Genomic DNA, 14,893 nt, shown 5'->3' with positions numbered 1-14,893 from the left:
GCGGCGACGGGCAAGACATGCGCTTCCTCGCGCCAGTTTTCAATCGGTTCAAAACAACCATCGCCACGGCGCGACCCGCCGCGGCGGATGTCCGGCTCGGCTCGGAATCACCGAGACGGGGCTAGCCACCGCTGAACTTGGCGAAGTAGGTCACACTGCCGAGCCCCTCGAAATGCGCGTCGCAGGTCAAGAGATCGGCGCCGCGGTCCAAGGCCGTTGCGTAGACGATCGCATCGGCAGTCGAGAGCCGGTGCCGGGCGCAGAGTTCAGCCGCCAGCAAGGCCAGTCGGGTATCGAGCGCGACGACGACGCACATCTGGCTGAAGGCGATGACTTGATCAGCCTTGTCCTCACCGACCTCGCGGACGAGCCATTTGCCGAGTTCGAGTTGAACGATGGTCGGGACCAGCCAATCCTCGCGCGGCGGCAGCCAGGATTCCAGGGTTTGGCCCGTCGGCGATGCGATCAGCCACTCGATCCAGGCCGACGTGTCGACCAGCCGCATCAGGCCCGATCGCTGCGATCACGAAAATCAGCCGGGTTGGCCCCTTTGGCCAGCCCCTTCAAATCTCCCGGCGACGGCACAGGGACCAGCAGGACGCCCGTGCCCTTCGGCACAAAGGCGAACTCTTGGCCCGCCTTCCAATGGCGCGCCTGTCGGACAGCTTTCGGGATCGAGATCTGGAACGTCGCGGAAAGGGTTGCGGTGTCGGACATGATCGCATTCCCTCATCGATCGATGGGAAGCCAGAGGTAACAGGAAACCCCGTTCGCCGAAAGCATGACGCCGCTCGCGCAGGCGTCCGCCGGCTTGTTCGGCGCCCAAAGACGAAAAAACCCGGCCTCACGGCCGGGCTTTCATTCAGCGGTGAGGCCTGGCGCCGCGAGCGGGCGGCGCCGGTTCAGCTCACTTGGTGGCCGGAACGGCCTTGGCGACGATGCCCTCGAACGGCTTGTAGGCGTCCTTGGCGATCGAGGCGTAGAGCTCGCCCATCTTCGTCATCTGGGCGACGGCGCCCTCGAAGGCCGTCTTGACGTAGTCGGTCTGGATCTCGATGGCCTTGTCCAGGGTCTTGACGCCGGCCAGCTTCTCGAGCGTGGCGGTGCCGGTCTCGAAGGACTTCTTGGCGTAGTCGGTGGCCTCGACGGCGAGCGTCTGCACGCCCTTGGAGGTGGCGCCGAAAGCCTTCAGGGCGGCGTCGACGTTCTCTTTGGAGGCCTTCTGGATGGTCTCGAACTGCTGGATCATGTTTCTTCCCTCGGCACGCATGCCGCCTCTTGCTGACGAGCCACAAGGGCCCGGGTCTGTCGCCCCTGGGTCAGATGAAAAAGGGTTCACCACCGGGACCGCCCTCATATTGTGCACCGCAACATGAATGTCAAGGTCGTGCTGCAATGCACGGAGCGCGTGACGGCGCCGCTCGCCGCGGCGGCGAAATAGCCGGCATTTTAACGGCTCCGTAACCGCACGCTCCTAACCTCCTCAACTGTATCCCATATGCCACGTCGCGTGACGCCGGCTGTGGGGAACGAGAGTTCCGGTTGAGGCGGGTTGCATGGCTTTCAGTTGCGTTGGGTCCCGACGCGTGCGTTCGCGCGCGCTGGTGGCAATGATCGGCATCGTCGCGATTGCGGTCGCGGCCGTCGCCTCTCCCGCCGAGGCGGCGCGCAAGAAGAAGCGCCCTGCCGGTGGCGGCTATGCCCCGCCCTATGCGGCGATGGTCGTCGATGCGCGCACTGGCCGTACGCTGCACGCGGTCAACGAGGACGCCCCCCGCATCCCGGCCTCGATCACCAAGGTCATGACGCTCTATGTGCTGTTCGAGCAGATGGAGCGCGGCCGCTTCAACATGAATTCGGAGCTGACGGTCTCGGGTCATGCCGCCCGTCAGGAGCCCTCCAAGATCGGCTTCGCCCCCGGCGAGACCATTTCCGTGCGCGACGCGATCCTCGCCCTGATCACCAAGTCGGCGAACGACGTGGCGATGGCGGTGGCCGAAAATGTCGGCGGTTCCGAGGACGAGTTCGCCCGCATGATGACGGCCCGCGCCCGCTCGCTCGGCATGGCCCGGACCACCTTCTACAACCCGCACGGTCTGCCCCACAGCCCGCCGAACATGACCACGGCGCGCGACCTCACCATCCTCGCCCGCGCCATCCAGGAGCGCTTCCCGCGCTACTACCCGATGTTCTCGACGCGGGTGTTCAACTATGCCGGCGGCGCCTATCGCAACCACAACAAGCTGCTCGGCCGCATCGAGGGCGTCGACGGCATCAAGACCGGCTACACCCGCCTCTCCGGCTTCAATTTGATGACCTCGGCAAAGGCCGATGGCCGCCATGTCGTCTCGGTCGTGCTCGGCGGGCGCTCCGGCGCCGCGCGCGACAAGATCATGGCCGACCTCGTCGTCGCCACCCTGCCCAGGGCCGCGACCAGCGGTCGCGCCTCGACCATGGTCGCAGAAGCGCCCGAGCCCGAGCCGCGTCCGCAAGAGCGCGCCCAGGAGCGCGCGCCTGAGCGCCAGCGTCCCGCGGCGCCGGTCGTTGCGGCGGCCCTCGAAGCAAGGCCGCTGCCGGTGCCGCGCCCCCGGGCCGAACCGGAAGCCCCCGCCCCGCTCCCGATCGCCGCGCGCGCCTATGCCCCCGTCCCGACCACGACTCCGGTCGCGCCGCCACGCCCGCTCACCGCAGGCGTCCGTCAGCCCCTGCAGATTTCGGGGATGCGCCCGGTCACCGCCACCACGACGCCGCCGGCGATGCGCTGGTCGATCGGTGCCCCTGCAGCCGACGGCAAGATCCTGCGCCCGCCGGCCAATGTCGACGTCACATCCTCGATCGCGAAGGTCGCCGAGCCGGCCGAAGTCCCGGCCGCGCCGGTCGCCGTCGCCGCGGCTCCCGCCGAGAAGGCTCACGAGGCCGGCGTGACCGCCATCGCAAAGGCCGTGGACAAGACGGTCGAAAAGGCGCCCGAGCCCGTCCGCACGGCCGAGGCTCGCCCTGCCGCGGCGACCGGCAAATGGCTGATTCAGCTCGGCGCCACGGACGACGAGGCGAAGGCTCGCGAGATCCTGGTCCGCGCTCGCGCCAAGGCCGCCGGACCGCTGGCCGAGGTCACCGCCGTGACCGAGAAGGTCGAGAAGGGCGGAGCCACGCTGTTTCGGGCCCGCTTCGCCGGCTTCGACGATTCCAAGGATGCCCAGAACGCCTGCGCCCGGCTGAAGCGCGACGGCTTCGCCTGCTTCGCCACCCGCGGTTGACGGACAAGGACAAGGAAAAGGAACGCTGGCATGTCGTACTCAACCTCCTCCCTCTTCCCGGCTGGCTCCTCACTTCAGAAGGACGTCCTTGGCCTGGTTGACGCGAGCGGCAAGACCGCTGGTGCCCCCGGCATCCGGGTGGATGCGCTTCATCAGGGCGCGATGGGCTTCGCGGATCGCCTCCTCGCCCGACCCCGGCTGAAGCCCCAGGATCTCGTAGGCCTCCTGATGCGACATCGCGCCCGTGCCCGGCGCGCGGCCCTGCCCCGCGTCGCGGTGACGATCAGCGTCTTCACGCCAGCCGGGCGACCGGCGGTCGAGATAAGCCTCTAGCAGCCGGGCGCCCTCGGGATCCTGCGCCAGGCAGTCGCCCATCAGCAGGCCGATCTCGGCCAGCGACAGATCGTCGAGGCTGCGGCCGGCGAAGCGCCCGGCGCTGACCGTCCCGGTCATGCCGCCGCTGTCATGATCGAGTTCCATCGCCAGAAGCGGCGAGGCGACCCGCGAACGCGCTCCCGGCGTCTCGGTGGACGACGCCTCCCAGGGAAAGCGGATGCCGCCGGGCCCGGTCGCGCTCCAGCCGAGCAGCCAGGCGCCGATGCCGCCGACGAAGATCGCCATGTCGAGCCGGCCGCGCATCATCAGCAGAGCGGCGATGCCGAGCGACAGCAAGCCGCCGCCGCCCTTGACCGCCTTGGCCAGCATTCGCGGATTGGTGCTCGCGAAGAGCTTCGACAGCCACCAGATCAGCAGGACGGCGCCGATCCCGTAAAGCAGCGTCACCGGCGTCCTCCTTCCATCGATCCCAGGAGCCCGCGCACGGCCGGGCTGCCGGCGGCGAGCTTCAGCATCGCCTCGCGCCCGCCCGCCGCATAGGCCGCGGCCCCCCGCAGGAGATCGAGCAGCGAATCGGGCGCGGCGGCGTCGAAGCGGGCATGGGCACCGCCGGTCAGCCGCGCCAGGGTGGCGAAGGCCGCGCTCGCGGCGGGGTCGTGCCCCTCCTGGAACAGGAAGCCGCGGATGCCGCGCAGGCCGAGCTCGCCCGCAAGCCCGGCGAGCGCATCGACCTCCTCCTCCATCGCATCGCCGACGAAGACGAAGGCCCGGATCGGGACGCTGCGCGCCTCGTCGCGGACATGCTTCAGGACGCGGGCGATCTGCGTCTGGCCGCCCTGGCAGGCGATGCCCGACATCAGCCCGTTCAGCCGGCGTGGCTCACCGACCCAGCCCGAGGCGCGGCATTCGGCCAGCCCGCGGAAATAGACCAGTTGCACGGCGAGCCCGCCGCTCGTCGCCGCGACCTCGAACATCTTCGCCTGCAGCGAGCAGGCGAGGTCCCAGGTCGGCTGGCGGCTCATCGTGGCGTCGAGCGCGAAGACGAGCCGTCCCGCCTGGCCCGTCGCCAGCGGCGCGAGCTGCTTCGCCGCGCCGAGGAAGCGGTCGATCTCGCCGGGCGCCGAACGGCCCGCCGCCACGTTCGCGCCCGCCCGCTTCTCCAACGCCTTGTCGCTCTTGTCCGTCATGGCCCTGATATTGGCGGTTTACCGGACATTTGCTACCCGTCCCCCGGCGACAGTTCACCCGCTGCACAGCCCATTGACGAAAGAGGCGCCATGACCGGGATCGCGATCTTCGAGACCGTCTCCGCGATGCGGCAGGCCGTGGCCGGCTGGCATGCCACCGGCGAGACGGTCGGCCTCGTGCCGACGATGGGCGCGCTGCATGAAGGCCATATCGCGCTCGTCCGGGAAGCGCAGCGGCGGGCGAAGCGCGTCATCGTCACGATCTTCGTCAATCCGACGCAGTTCGCCCCGCATGAGGACTTCAAGAAATATCCGCGCACCTTCGACGACGACTGCGCCAAACTGGTCGCCGCCGGCGCCGATGCGGTGTTCTTTCCCGCCGTCGAGGCGATGTACCCGCCCGGATTCGCCACCCGCGTGCTGCTGCTCGGCCCGGCCGCCGTCGGCCTCGACGACCGCTTCCGGCCGACACATTTCGAGGGCGTCGCGACAATCTGCTGCAAGCTCTTCACCCAGTCGCGCGCCGATCTCGCGGTCTTCGGCGAAAAGGACTACCAGCAGCTCAAGGTCGTCACCCGCATGGCGGCCGATCTTGACCTCGGCATCGAGATCGTGCCGCTGCCGACCTTCCGCGAGGCGGACGGCCTCGCCATGTCCTCGCGCAACCGCTACCTCTCGCCGCAGGACCGCGCGCTCGCGCCCTTGCTGCACACGGTGATGCAGGCGCTGGCCGTCCGCATCCGCAACCGCGAGGACCTCTTCCGCGCCGTCGGCGAGGCCCAGACCGAGATCATCTCGGCCGGCTTCGAACTCGATTATCTCGAGGCCCGCCATGCCGACACGCTGGCCCCGGTGACCTCGCTCGCCGACGGGCCGATCCGGATTCTGGTCGCGGCGCGGCTCGGCGCGACGCGGCTGATCGACAACATCGCCGTGTGAAGTAGGCAGCGGCGCGGGCCTGAGCCATCAGGCGCTGTTTCATCCGATCCTCTTCACGAGCCGCAGCATGGCGGTTATCCCTGACGGAGGCTCGCCTGGACGCAGGCTCGCCTTGGACTGGCTCGACACGGAGTTCGTGATGCGGATCTGGATGATGGCCCTGGGCCTGCTGCTGGCGGTCGCGACCCCGGTACGGGCCGAGCAGTCCCTGATCGTGCTCGACGCCTCGGGCTCGATGTGGGGCCGGATCGACGGCAAGCCCAAGCTCGAGATCGCCCGCGAGGCGCTGAAAACCGTCCTGAGCGGGATGGCGCCTGACAAAGAGATCGGCCTGCTCGCCTATGGCCACCGCGAAAAGGGCAATTGCTCCGACATCGAGCTGGTGGTGCCGCCGGGCCGGAACAAGGCAGGAGCCATCAATGAGACGGCTGCCAAACTGCGCTTCCTAGGCAAGACGCCGCTGACCGAAGCCGTCCGGCAGGCCGCCGTCGCACTGCGCTACACGGAGGAAAAGGCGACCGTCATCCTGATCACCGACGGGATCGAGACCTGCCAGGCCGACCCCTGTGCGCTGGGAGCCGAACTCGCCAAGGCGGGCGTCGGCTTCACCGCGCATGTCGTGGGCTTCGACCTGTCGCGCGAGGACGGCCGCAAGGTCGCCTGCCTCGCCGAGCAGACCGGGGGCCGCTACATCGCGGCCGGCAACGCCGCGCAGCTGCAGGATGCGCTGAAGACCACCGTCGGCGGCACGGTCCGCCCCGCCGCGGCGCAGGCGGTCAAACGGCCGGCGGCGACGGTCCGGACCAGCGCGAAGCCGAGCATTGGCCAGAGCTTCGCCGCGGACTGGACCGGCCCAGGCGGCGCTAGCGACTATCTCGACATCGTCCCGGCCGGGAGCAAGGGCTTCGATGCCGAGCTGTCTTATGTCTATGTCGAGGCCGGCAAGGCCGCCACCCTGCGCGCCCCCGGCCGGCCCGGGAGCTACGAGCTGCGCTATGTCTGGTCGGGCCCCGACGGCCGGCATGCGCTCGCGTCGGCGCGCCTCGAGGTGGCCGATGCCCCCTATGCGCTCGAGGCCCCCGCCAGCGTCGCGGCCGGCACGGGCTTCGACGTGTCCTGGAAGGGTCCCGGCCAGCCGGGCGACTATGTCGACCTCGTCCGCCGCGGACATACGGCCGCCGATGGGGAGATCGCCTATGCCTATCTCGACAGCGGCAATCCCGTCCGTCTGAAGGCTCCCGGCGAGGCCGGCTCCTACCAGCTGCGCTACATCCTCGCCGCGCCGGACGGGCGCAAGGCGCTGGTCGCCATCCCGCTGGAGGTCACGCCCTCCGTGGCGACGCTCGCCTTCCCACCCGATGCGGTCGCCGGCTCGACGATCTCGGTCCATTGGCGCGGTCCCGGCGCCGCGGGAGACTATGTCGACCTGGTGCGGCAGGGGCATCGCGACACCTCCGGCGAGCTCGCCTATGCCTATGTCGAACAATCCGAGGATCAGGAAACCGTGGCACTGCGGGCGCCCGGCGCGCCCGGCGCCTACCGCATCCGCTATGTCCTCGCGGCGGCCGGAGGGCACAAGATCCTGGCCGAGGTGCCGCTGACAGTCCGGGCCGCCACGGCCAGCCTCGAGGCCCCCGCGAGTGTTCGGCGCGGCGAAGACTTTGCCGTGTCCTGGCAGGGTCCCAATGGCGAGGGCGATTATGTCGATCTCGTCCCGGCCGGCTCCCGCGAGACTAGCGGCGAACTCGCCTATGTCTATACCGAAAGGGGTTCGGACGGCCGGCTTGCAGCGCCCGACAAGCCGGGGCGCTACGACATCCGCTACATCCTGAAGGCAGGCGACGGCGTCAGCGTGCTGGCGAGGCGGAGCATCGAGGTCCGCTGAGCGGCCAGGGTCCACCCCCGTCCTGATCTGCACGGCATCGCCGGGATCGAGCGGCGCCTAGAGCAGCCCCAGCTCCGCCAGTTCCCGCCGCAGCGCCTCCGGCATCGCACCGAGATCGCCGCTGCGGCCATCGATGTCGCGCGGCGCGTCCTTGGCGGCGAGGTAGCGCCAGCCCTGGAACGGCCGGCACGGGCGTGGCTCCAGCGGCACGACGACCGGCTCCAGCACGAGATGGCAGCGGCCGATGCCGTCGCCATCGGTGAAGGGCCGCACCGCCAGCAGCTTCTGCCGCGCGCTGATCTGGCCCTTGATCACCCAGTAGAGCGAGCCGCCATCGAGCAGTTCGTCGAGGCGCTTGGGCACCATGCGGGTGGTGTGGATCTGCTCGGCCGTCCGGCCCAGCCGCCGCTCCAGCGTCAGCCGCTCCTCGATCCAGTCCTCGAGATCGCCGATCGAGTCGGCGCCGACGCAGAGTTTGAGGAGATGGAGAGCCATGGCCGGCAATCTAGTCCGGCCGCCGCAACCGGACCAGCGCAAGCGGCGTTGCTCTCCACAGCTGCGCTGGGCCAGACTGCCGACGCGACCTCGGGCCGCAGGGCACACGGAACTGAACGGAGCATGTCATGCGTGGGTTGTCGGACAAGGCCTTTCTCGTCACCGGCTCCTCGAACGGAATCGGTCGCGCCATGGCGGAGCGGCTCATCGCCGAGGGCGCCAAGGTCCTGGTTCACGGCCTTGACCAGGCAGAGGTCGACGCCACCTGCCGCGAACTGGGACCGGCCACGCGAGGCGCCTCGGGCGACCTCGCCGATCCCGCGACGGCGCAGGCGCTCGTCGATGCGACCATGGCGGCCTTTGGCCGCATCGACGGCCTCGTCAACAATGCCGGCATCTATCCGCGCGGCGTGATCGGCGAGACCACGGCCGCGTTCTTCGACCACATGTTCGCCGTCAACACGCGTGCCCCGCTGCTTTGCGCCGAGGCGGCGATCCGCGCCTTCCGCGCGCAGGGCTCGGCCGGCACGATCGTCACCGTCGGCTCGCTCAACGCCTGGTGCGGGCTTTCCAACCTGACCGTCTATTCGATGTCCAAGGGCGCGCTGATGACGATGACGCGCAACCTCGCCGACGCGCTGGGGCCCGAGCGCATCCGGGTCAACCAGCTCAATGTCGGCTGGACCTTCACCGCCAATGAGGACGCGACCCAGCAGCGCGAGGGCCGCAAGCCCGGTTGGGAGAACGAGGTCCCGCTAAGGCAGGCGCCGAGCGGCCGCATCATGCAGCCCGACGAGATCGCGGCGCATACGGCCTTCTGGCTGTCGGAGGAGAGCGCACCGGTCTCCGGCCAGATCTACGAGGTCGAGCAGTTCCCGGTCGTCGGGCGGCTGGGGTAGCGCAGGAACAGCGCCATGCTCGGGCTTGACCCGAGGATCTCTGGGACGAGATTCTCGGGTCTGTGCTTCGCACCGCCCGAGAATGACGCCACCTCTCAATCCCCGAGCACCACGACCTTCGCGCCTTCCGCCACCTGCGCGCCCGGCGCGGCGCCGATCTCGCTGACCGTGCCGTCGCGCGGGGCGGTCAGGACATGCTCCATCTTCATCGCCTCGACGATGGCGAGCCGCTGGCCCTTCACAACCGCGTCGCCAGCGGCGACGAACAGCGCGATCAGCTTGCCGTGCATCGGCGCCTTGATGACACCGCCCGAACCCGCCGCCGCATCGAGATCGACGCTGAACGGATCGAACAGGGACACGGCCGTCTGCCGGCCGCGATGCAGCGCCAGCCAGGTGCCGCGCTCGCCCTCGGCCAAGGAGATTTCGTGTTCGCCCTCGCCCATCTCATGCCCGGGCAGGCTGACGCGGGCGCCGTCCTCATGCCACTCGATCTGCGCCTCGACCCGCTCGCCATCGACCAGCAGCGGCAGCCCGAGCGCCGGCCGTGGCATCAGCGAGAAGGCATCCGCCACGAGCCAGGGCGAGCGCGCCTCGCCATCGGCCCGCTCGGCCGCCTGCATCACCACCGTGACCTCCCGCTCCTCCTCGAGCTGGAGCGCCGCCGCCGCGACCGCCGCCGCATCGAGCGGCTGCGGCTCGGCCCCGAGCGCCGACATGTTGCGCTCGATGAAGCCGGTGTCGAAGGGCCCCTCGCGGAAGCCGGGAGCCTCCGTCAGCGCCTTGAGGAAGGCAAGATTGGTCCGCGGCCCGGCGACGACGGTGTCGGCCAGCGCAGCCCCCAGCCGGTCCAGCGCCTCACTCCGCGTCGCGCCATGGGCGATGACCTTGGCGATCATCGGATCATAGAACGGCGTCACCGTGTCGCCGGCCTCGACGCCGGTGTCGATGCGGATGCCCTCGGCCTCCGGGAACTGCAGCGCCCAGAGCTTGCCGGTGGACGGCAGGAAGCCCTTCTCCGGATCCTCGGCATAAAGCCGCGCCTCGACGGCATGGCCTGTCGCGGTGACATCCGCCTGGGAGAAGCCGAGCGGCTCGCCGGCGGCGACCTTCAATTGCAGTTCGACCAGATCGAGCCCCGTGATCGCTTCCGTCACCGGGTGCTCGACCTGCAGCCGGGTGTTCATTTCCATGAAATAGAAGCGGTCGGCGCGCAGGCCCTCGCGCCCGTCGGCGATGAACTCGACCGTGCCAGCCCCGACATAGCCGACCGCTTTCGCCGCTTCGGTGGCGGCCTTGCCCATGGCCGCGCGGACCTCGTCGGTCATGCCCGGCGCCGGCGCCTCCTCGATCACCTTCTGGTGGCGGCGCTGGAGCGAGCAGTCGCGCTCGAAGAGGTGGACGACGTTGCCATGGCTGTCTCCGAAGACCTGGATTTCGACATGGCGCGGCGAGAGCACATATTTCTCAACCAGCACGCGCCCGTCGCCGAAGGCGCTCTGGCCCTCGCGCTGGGCGCTTGTCAGCGCGTCCGCGAAATCCTCCGGGCGCTCAACCTTCTTCATGCCCTTGCCGCCGCCACCGGCGACCGCCTTGATCAGCACGGGATAGCCGATCCGCTGCGCCTCCATGGCCAGGAAGTCGACGCCCTGCTCGGCGCCGTGATAGCCCGGCACCACCGGCACATTGGCCTTCTCGACCAGCGCCTTGGCGGCATCCTTCAATCCCATGGCGCGGATCGCGGAGGCCGGGGGCCCGACGAAGACGATGCCGGCCTGTGCGCAGGCCTCGGCGAAGTCAGCATTCTCGGAAAGAAAACCGTAGCCCGGATGGATGCAGGCCGCGCCCACCTTCTTGGCGACGGCGAGGATCGTGCCTGCGTCGAGATAGCTCTCGCGGGCCGGTGCCGGGCCGATCCGGTAGGCCTCGTCGGCCATCTGCACGAAGAGCGCCTCCGCATCGGCGTCGGAGTAAACCGCAATGGTGCGCAGACCCAGGCGCCTGGCCGTGCGAATGACGCGGCAGGCGATCTCGCCGCGATTGGCGATCAGGATGGAGGGCAGCTTCTCGGCGATCGACATCGGCAACGTCCCGGACGGCATGGCGCGGCAGCGTGCCGCCTTTATAGCCCGGCTGCCGGGGCTGTCGCCGCCTTGTTCTGCACAGGCGCCTCGGCAGGCTTCGGGCGGAGCGACCGCCAGATCGCCCAGCTCGCCTGGAAGCATAAGCCCGCGACGAAGAGGTCGAACAGATATTCCGGCCAGCGCACGGGGGCGACGCGGGCCGCGAGCCCGAGCAGGGCGAAGCCCGTCGTCGAAATCACGTCGTTGCGCGAGGACAGCCAGGTCGCCTTGATCACCGGGTTGGCCTCGCCCCGGAAACGCCACAGCACCGCGACGATCAGCACGGCGATGACCACCGCGCTGCCGGCGGAGAAGCCGAGCGCCCAGACCTCGATCGGCCGCGGCGTCATGATCTTGGCGGCGAGGTCGTAGAGCGTGTGCAGGCCGGCCAGCGCCATGACTGCGCCGATCGCCATGGCCGCCAGCCGCTCGGCCCGGGCATCGCGGCCGAAGACGATGGCGGCGATGCCGTAGAGCGCGACATCGTAGACCCAGTCGACGCCGTCTTTGAACAGCTGGGCATTGCCGACCGCCAGCGCCCAGGCGACGACGCCGGTGGCGAAGACGAGGATGCCGAGCGCGATGCCCCAGATGGTCAGGGTATAGGCGCGTGCGGTTTTGGCCTCGACCGGGAGATGCTCACTCATGCGTCAAAAAACCACCGCGTCATCCTGGACAAGCCGCGGCACGCGGCGCAGCTCCGGGATCCATCATAGAGCGCTGAGCCCTACGATGGATCCCGGGACTTCGCTGCGCGAAGCCCAGGATGACGATGCGGATTCGGCAACCGGGTGCAAACGGCCTGCCCTCTCACCCGCGCCCGACGAAGGGCGCGGTCGTCGCCATCACCGTGACGAAGAGCACATTCGCTTCCGGCGGCAGGCTCGCCATGTGCAGGACGGTCGTGGCGACATTGTCGACGTCCATGACGGCCTCGACCTTGATCGAGCCATCCGCCTGCGGCACGCCCGTGGTCATCTTGCGGGCCATCTCGGTCAGCGCGTTGCCGATGTCGACCTGGCCGACGGCGATGCCGTATTTTCGCCCGTCGAGCGAGGCGGTCTTGGTCAGGCCGGTGATGGCGTGCTTGGTCGCGGTGTAGGCGACCGAGTTCGGCCGCGGCGCATGGGCCGAGATCGAGCCGTTGTTGATGATGCGGCCGCCCTGGGGCACCTGGTCGCGCATCGCCTTGAAAGCCTCCTGCGTGCACAGGAAGGGGCCGGTCAGGTTGGTGTCGACGACCTTCTGCCAGTCCTCCAGCGAGAGGTCTTCCAGCATGATGCCGCCCGGCGCGTTGACACCGGCATTGTTGAACAGCACATCGACGCGGCCGAAGGCGGCGGTCGTCTTGGCGAAGAGCGCCTGAACCGAGGCCTTGTCGGTGACATCGGTCGGCACCGCCAGCGCCCGCTCCGACGCGACGCCCGACAGCGCGATCGTTTCCTCGAGCGCATCGGCCCGGCGACCGGCCAGCACGGTGCGGTAGCCGTCCTTCAGGAAGGCGAGCGCCACCGCCCGCCCGACGCCCGATCCGGCTCCGGTGATGATGGCGACCTTGTCATGGGCGGGCGTGCTGGCGGCGGGCATGGCGAATCCTCTGGTTTCTTGCCGGTTCAACCGTTTCAAATCCGGTGACCGCCAGCATAGCAGCGTGCTGCATACAGGGAACTGCGATTCGCGCAGGCGCCTTGCGCGGCCAGGGCGCGGGGGTCGCTCCGGCCTATCCCGCGATCGCCTGCTTGGGGTCGATCCAGGGGCAGTTCACGGCGGTCTGCGGCTGCTCGACGGGGCGGCCGACGAGATAGCCCTGGAAGGAATCGATGCCGAGCGACAAAAGCGCCGCCGCTTGCGCCTCGGTTTCCACCCCCTCGGCCACAATCTGCAGGTCGAAGCGCCTGGCGATCAGCGCGGCGCCCTCGATCACCGAGCGCGAGCGGCCGTCGATGTCGGCGATGAAGGACTTGTCGATCTTGATCTGCCGCATCGGGAAATCGCGCAGCCGCGCCAGCGACGAATAGCCCGTGCCGAAATCATCGACGGCGAGGCAGATCCCGAGCGCGTCGAGCTGTGTCAGCACCGCGAGGATCTGCGCGTCGTCGGCGGGCAGGAACACCGATTCGGTGACCTCGAGATGCAGCCATTTGGCCGCGAGCTGATGGCGATCGAGCGCATGGCGGACGATGTCGACGAATTCGGGCTGCGAGAGCTGCCGCACCGAGCAATTGACCGCGACGGCGGCGCGAACGCCGCCCCCCTGCCAGCGCGCCGCCGCGGCACAGGCCCGGTCCAGGACCCAGGCCCCGAGCATCGCGATCTGGTTGCTCTCCTCCGCGATCGGGATGAACTCGTCGGGCGCCAGGGTGCCCAGCGTCGGGTGGTTCCAGCGCAGCAGCGCCTCGAACCCATGCAGGTCTCCGGTCGCGGCCGCGACGATGGGCTGGAAGGCCAGCCAGAACTGATCCTGCTTCAGCCCCGGCGCGATGTCGTCGGCGATGCGCTCGCGGCGCTGCAGGGCGACCGCGAGCGAGTGATCGTAGCGCAGCGGCGAGGCGCAGTTCTGCCGCTTGGCCTCGGCCGCCGCGAGATCGGCCGCCCAGATCAGCTCCTCGAGGCTTTGCCCGTCGGCCGGGCGACTGGCGACGCCGATGCTGGCACCGACGTCGAGCGTCTGCCCGTAGAAGACGAAAGCCGTGCGGAACAGGCTCTCCAGCCCGTCGACGACCGGGACCTCGCCGAGCGAAGCCGGCATCACCACCACGAGTTCGTCACCGCCCCAGCGCGCGATCATCGCCTCCTTGGGCAGACGGGTCAGGAGGCGCGTCGCGACCTCCCGCAGCACATAGTCGCCCGCCTCGTGGCCGAGCGTGTCGTTGATCCGCTTGAAGCGGTTCAGATCGAGGAAATAGGCCCGCATGGGCTCGCCGGCGGCGATCCGCTCGAACTGTTCGGTCAGGCCGCGGCGGTTGAGGAGGCCCGTGAGCAGATCGTGAGAGGCCTGGTGCTCAAGCGTCTCGGTGCGCTCGCGCACCTTGTTCTCCAGCGTCTGGTTGGCGTCCAGGATCTCCGCCATCAGCTCGTTGTTGCGCTGCCCGAGCTGGACCGACTGCAGCAGCAGCACGCGATTGGCGCGATGCCCGACGATCATCACGCCCGCGAAGATCAGCCCGAGGACGCCGATCACCGATTCCTGCCCCGGCAGCGTCATCAGGCGCACGGATCCGGGAACCATCAGGAGGGCGATGTAGAGTGGCCCGATCCGGCCGAAGGGCGCCAGGATGCCGACGGCACCGGCCGCCATGCCGGCGAAGACGATACTGGCACTGTAGCGGACCAGCGGGTCCGGCGTGGTGAGCAGCAGCCAGGCCAGGACGGCCCAGCAGCCTGCCGAGGCCAGCATACCGAGCCCTGCGGTCAGGATCTGGCGTTGCGGCGGGATCGTGTCCCGCGGCGCGGTCCCCACCATGTGATGGATGGCGATCCGCACGAGCGACACGGCCGCCACGAAGGCGAGCCACCACCACACCCACGAGATGCCGGCGGACCACGCCAGCAGGGTCACCGCCAGCGCCGCCGCGAAATTGACGAACAGCGCCGGCAGATAGTTGCGGCGCACGATCGGGAGAAGCGCGGCGGCGACCTGACCCGACGGTTGCGAGGGCGCGGGAGGATACGAAGTCAACCGGCTCGTCCAGTCTGAGAGACTCACACGTGTAAGTCACTCATACACGACAATCGGCCTCCAAACGCAAACATCGCGCACAGAATGGTCCGG

The 14,893-nt window shown here is 69.2% G+C and carries 14 protein-coding genes; 4 read left to right on the top strand and 10 right to left on the bottom strand.

Annotated features, from left to right (window positions below; genetic code table 11):
* Positions 1-121: 121 nt before the first annotated feature.
* From SJY11_RS13555 to SJY11_RS13545, 3 genes are all read right to left on the bottom strand, one after another.
* Entirely contained in the window at positions 122-505 is a 384-nt protein-coding gene (locus SJY11_RS13555) for a type II toxin-antitoxin system VapC family toxin (RefSeq protein ID WP_376987120.1), read from the bottom strand.
* On the bottom strand, positions 505-717 hold the full coding sequence (locus tag SJY11_RS13550) for an AbrB/MazE/SpoVT family DNA-binding domain-containing protein (RefSeq protein ID WP_069055483.1): 213 nt from the start codon (positions 715-717) through the stop codon (positions 505-507). The genes SJY11_RS13555 and SJY11_RS13550 overlap by 1 nt, the downstream gene beginning before the upstream one ends.
* A 190-nt stretch (positions 718-907) precedes the next feature.
* On the bottom strand, positions 908-1,249 hold the full coding sequence (locus SJY11_RS13545) for a phasin family protein (RefSeq protein ID WP_069055484.1): 342 nt from the start codon (positions 1,247-1,249) through the stop codon (positions 908-910).
* A gap of 337 nt (positions 1,250-1,586) precedes the next feature.
* Between SJY11_RS13545 and SJY11_RS13540 the strand changes: the two genes are divergently transcribed.
* Entirely contained in the window at positions 1,587-3,257 is a 1,671-nt protein-coding gene (locus tag SJY11_RS13540; protein WP_376987119.1) for an SPOR domain-containing protein, read from the top strand.
* A gap of 69 nt (positions 3,258-3,326) precedes the next feature.
* Here SJY11_RS13540 and SJY11_RS13535 read toward each other — a convergent pair whose 3' ends face one another.
* Entirely contained in the window at positions 3,327-4,040 is a 714-nt protein-coding gene (locus tag SJY11_RS13535) for a DnaJ domain-containing protein (protein ID WP_376987118.1), read from the bottom strand.
* On the bottom strand, positions 4,037-4,780 hold the full coding sequence (locus SJY11_RS13530) for a VWA domain-containing protein (RefSeq protein ID WP_376987117.1): 744 nt from the start codon (positions 4,778-4,780) through the stop codon (positions 4,037-4,039). Before SJY11_RS13530 ends, SJY11_RS13535 begins: the two co-directional genes overlap by 4 nt.
* Before the next feature lie 90 nt (positions 4,781-4,870).
* Here SJY11_RS13530 and panC point away from each other — a divergent pair, with 90 nt between their 5' ends.
* The gene (panC, locus tag SJY11_RS13525) at positions 4,871-5,719 is read left to right on the top strand and encodes a pantoate--beta-alanine ligase (RefSeq protein WP_376987116.1); all 849 of its coding nucleotides are present in this window, start codon (positions 4,871-4,873) and stop codon (positions 5,717-5,719) included.
* 67 nt (positions 5,720-5,786) lie between these two features.
* Positions 5,787-7,604 carry a VWA domain-containing protein gene (locus SJY11_RS13520; protein WP_376987114.1) on the top strand — a complete coding sequence of 606 codons (1,818 nt, stop codon included), beginning with the start codon at positions 5,787-5,789 and terminating at the stop codon, positions 7,602-7,604.
* A 57-nt stretch (positions 7,605-7,661) separates the two neighbouring features.
* Here the strand turns inward: SJY11_RS13520 and SJY11_RS13515 are convergent, their stop codons facing one another.
* The gene (locus tag SJY11_RS13515) at positions 7,662-8,099 is read right to left on the bottom strand and encodes a DUF1489 family protein (RefSeq protein ID WP_376987113.1); all 438 of its coding nucleotides are present in this window, start codon (positions 8,097-8,099) and stop codon (positions 7,662-7,664) included.
* 128 nt (positions 8,100-8,227) lie between these two features.
* Here SJY11_RS13515 and SJY11_RS13510 point away from each other — a divergent pair, with 128 nt between their 5' ends.
* Positions 8,228-8,998 carry an SDR family NAD(P)-dependent oxidoreductase gene (locus SJY11_RS13510; protein ID WP_376987111.1) on the top strand — a complete coding sequence of 257 codons (771 nt, stop codon included), beginning with the start codon at positions 8,228-8,230 and terminating at the stop codon, positions 8,996-8,998.
* Positions 8,999-9,093: 95 nt separating this feature from the next.
* Here SJY11_RS13510 and SJY11_RS13505 read toward each other — a convergent pair whose 3' ends face one another.
* The 4 genes from SJY11_RS13505 to SJY11_RS13490 all read right to left on the bottom strand — a co-directional run bounded on the left by SJY11_RS13505 (position 9,094) and on the right by SJY11_RS13490 (position 14,800).
* Complete coding sequence (locus tag SJY11_RS13505) at positions 9,094-11,079, bottom strand: acetyl-CoA carboxylase biotin carboxylase subunit (protein ID WP_376987110.1); 1,986 nt, start codon at positions 11,077-11,079, stop codon at positions 9,094-9,096.
* A 41-nt stretch (positions 11,080-11,120) separates the two neighbouring features.
* Positions 11,121-11,768 (bottom strand): cation efflux transmembrane domain-containing protein, encoded by a 648-nt coding sequence (locus SJY11_RS13500; protein WP_376987109.1) that lies wholly within the window; start codon positions 11,766-11,768, stop codon positions 11,121-11,123.
* Positions 11,769-11,931: 163 nt separating this feature from the next.
* On the bottom strand, positions 11,932-12,708 hold the full coding sequence (locus SJY11_RS13495; RefSeq protein ID WP_326905515.1) for an SDR family oxidoreductase: 777 nt from the start codon (positions 12,706-12,708) through the stop codon (positions 11,932-11,934).
* A gap of 133 nt (positions 12,709-12,841) precedes the next feature.
* Positions 12,842-14,800, bottom strand: coding sequence for a putative bifunctional diguanylate cyclase/phosphodiesterase (locus SJY11_RS13490; protein WP_376987108.1), 1,959 nt, complete (start codon positions 14,798-14,800; stop codon positions 12,842-12,844).
* Between the last annotated feature and the right edge of the window lie 93 nt (positions 14,801-14,893).

This window comes from Allobosea sp. R86505, from assembly GCF_042466375.1.
Taxonomy (GTDB): domain Bacteria; phylum Pseudomonadota; class Alphaproteobacteria; order Rhizobiales; family Beijerinckiaceae; genus Allobosea.
This window is presented reverse-complemented; position numbering and strand designations above follow the sequence as displayed.

What these genes read in the sequence shown, in the direction of transcription:
- SJY11_RS13555 (WP_376987120.1), bottom strand. Translation starts at nt 505, where the DNA reads ATGCGGCTGGTCGACACGTCGGCCTGGATCGAGTGGCTGATCGCATCG.
- SJY11_RS13550 (WP_069055483.1), bottom strand. Translation starts at nt 717, where the DNA reads ATGTCCGACACCGCAACCCTTTCCGCGACGTTCCAGATCTCGATCCCG.
- SJY11_RS13545 (WP_069055484.1), bottom strand. Translation starts at nt 1,249, where the DNA reads ATGATCCAGCAGTTCGAGACCATCCAGAAGGCCTCCAAAGAGAACGTC.
- SJY11_RS13530 (WP_376987117.1), bottom strand. Translation starts at nt 4,780, where the DNA reads ATGACGGACAAGAGCGACAAGGCGTTGGAGAAGCGGGCGGGCGCGAAC.
- panC (WP_376987116.1), top strand. Translation starts at nt 4,871, where the DNA reads ATGACCGGGATCGCGATCTTCGAGACCGTCTCCGCGATGCGGCAGGCC.
- SJY11_RS13520 (WP_376987114.1), top strand. Translation starts at nt 5,787, where the DNA reads ATGGCGGTTATCCCTGACGGAGGCTCGCCTGGACGCAGGCTCGCCTTG.
- SJY11_RS13515 (WP_376987113.1), bottom strand. Translation starts at nt 8,099, where the DNA reads ATGGCTCTCCATCTCCTCAAACTCTGCGTCGGCGCCGACTCGATCGGC.
- SJY11_RS13510 (WP_376987111.1), top strand. Translation starts at nt 8,228, where the DNA reads ATGCGTGGGTTGTCGGACAAGGCCTTTCTCGTCACCGGCTCCTCGAAC.
- SJY11_RS13505 (WP_376987110.1), bottom strand. Translation starts at nt 11,079, where the DNA reads ATGTCGATCGCCGAGAAGCTGCCCTCCATCCTGATCGCCAATCGCGGC.
- SJY11_RS13500 (WP_376987109.1), bottom strand. Translation starts at nt 11,768, where the DNA reads ATGAGTGAGCATCTCCCGGTCGAGGCCAAAACCGCACGCGCCTATACC.
- SJY11_RS13495 (WP_326905515.1), bottom strand. Translation starts at nt 12,708, where the DNA reads ATGCCCGCCGCCAGCACGCCCGCCCATGACAAGGTCGCCATCATCACC.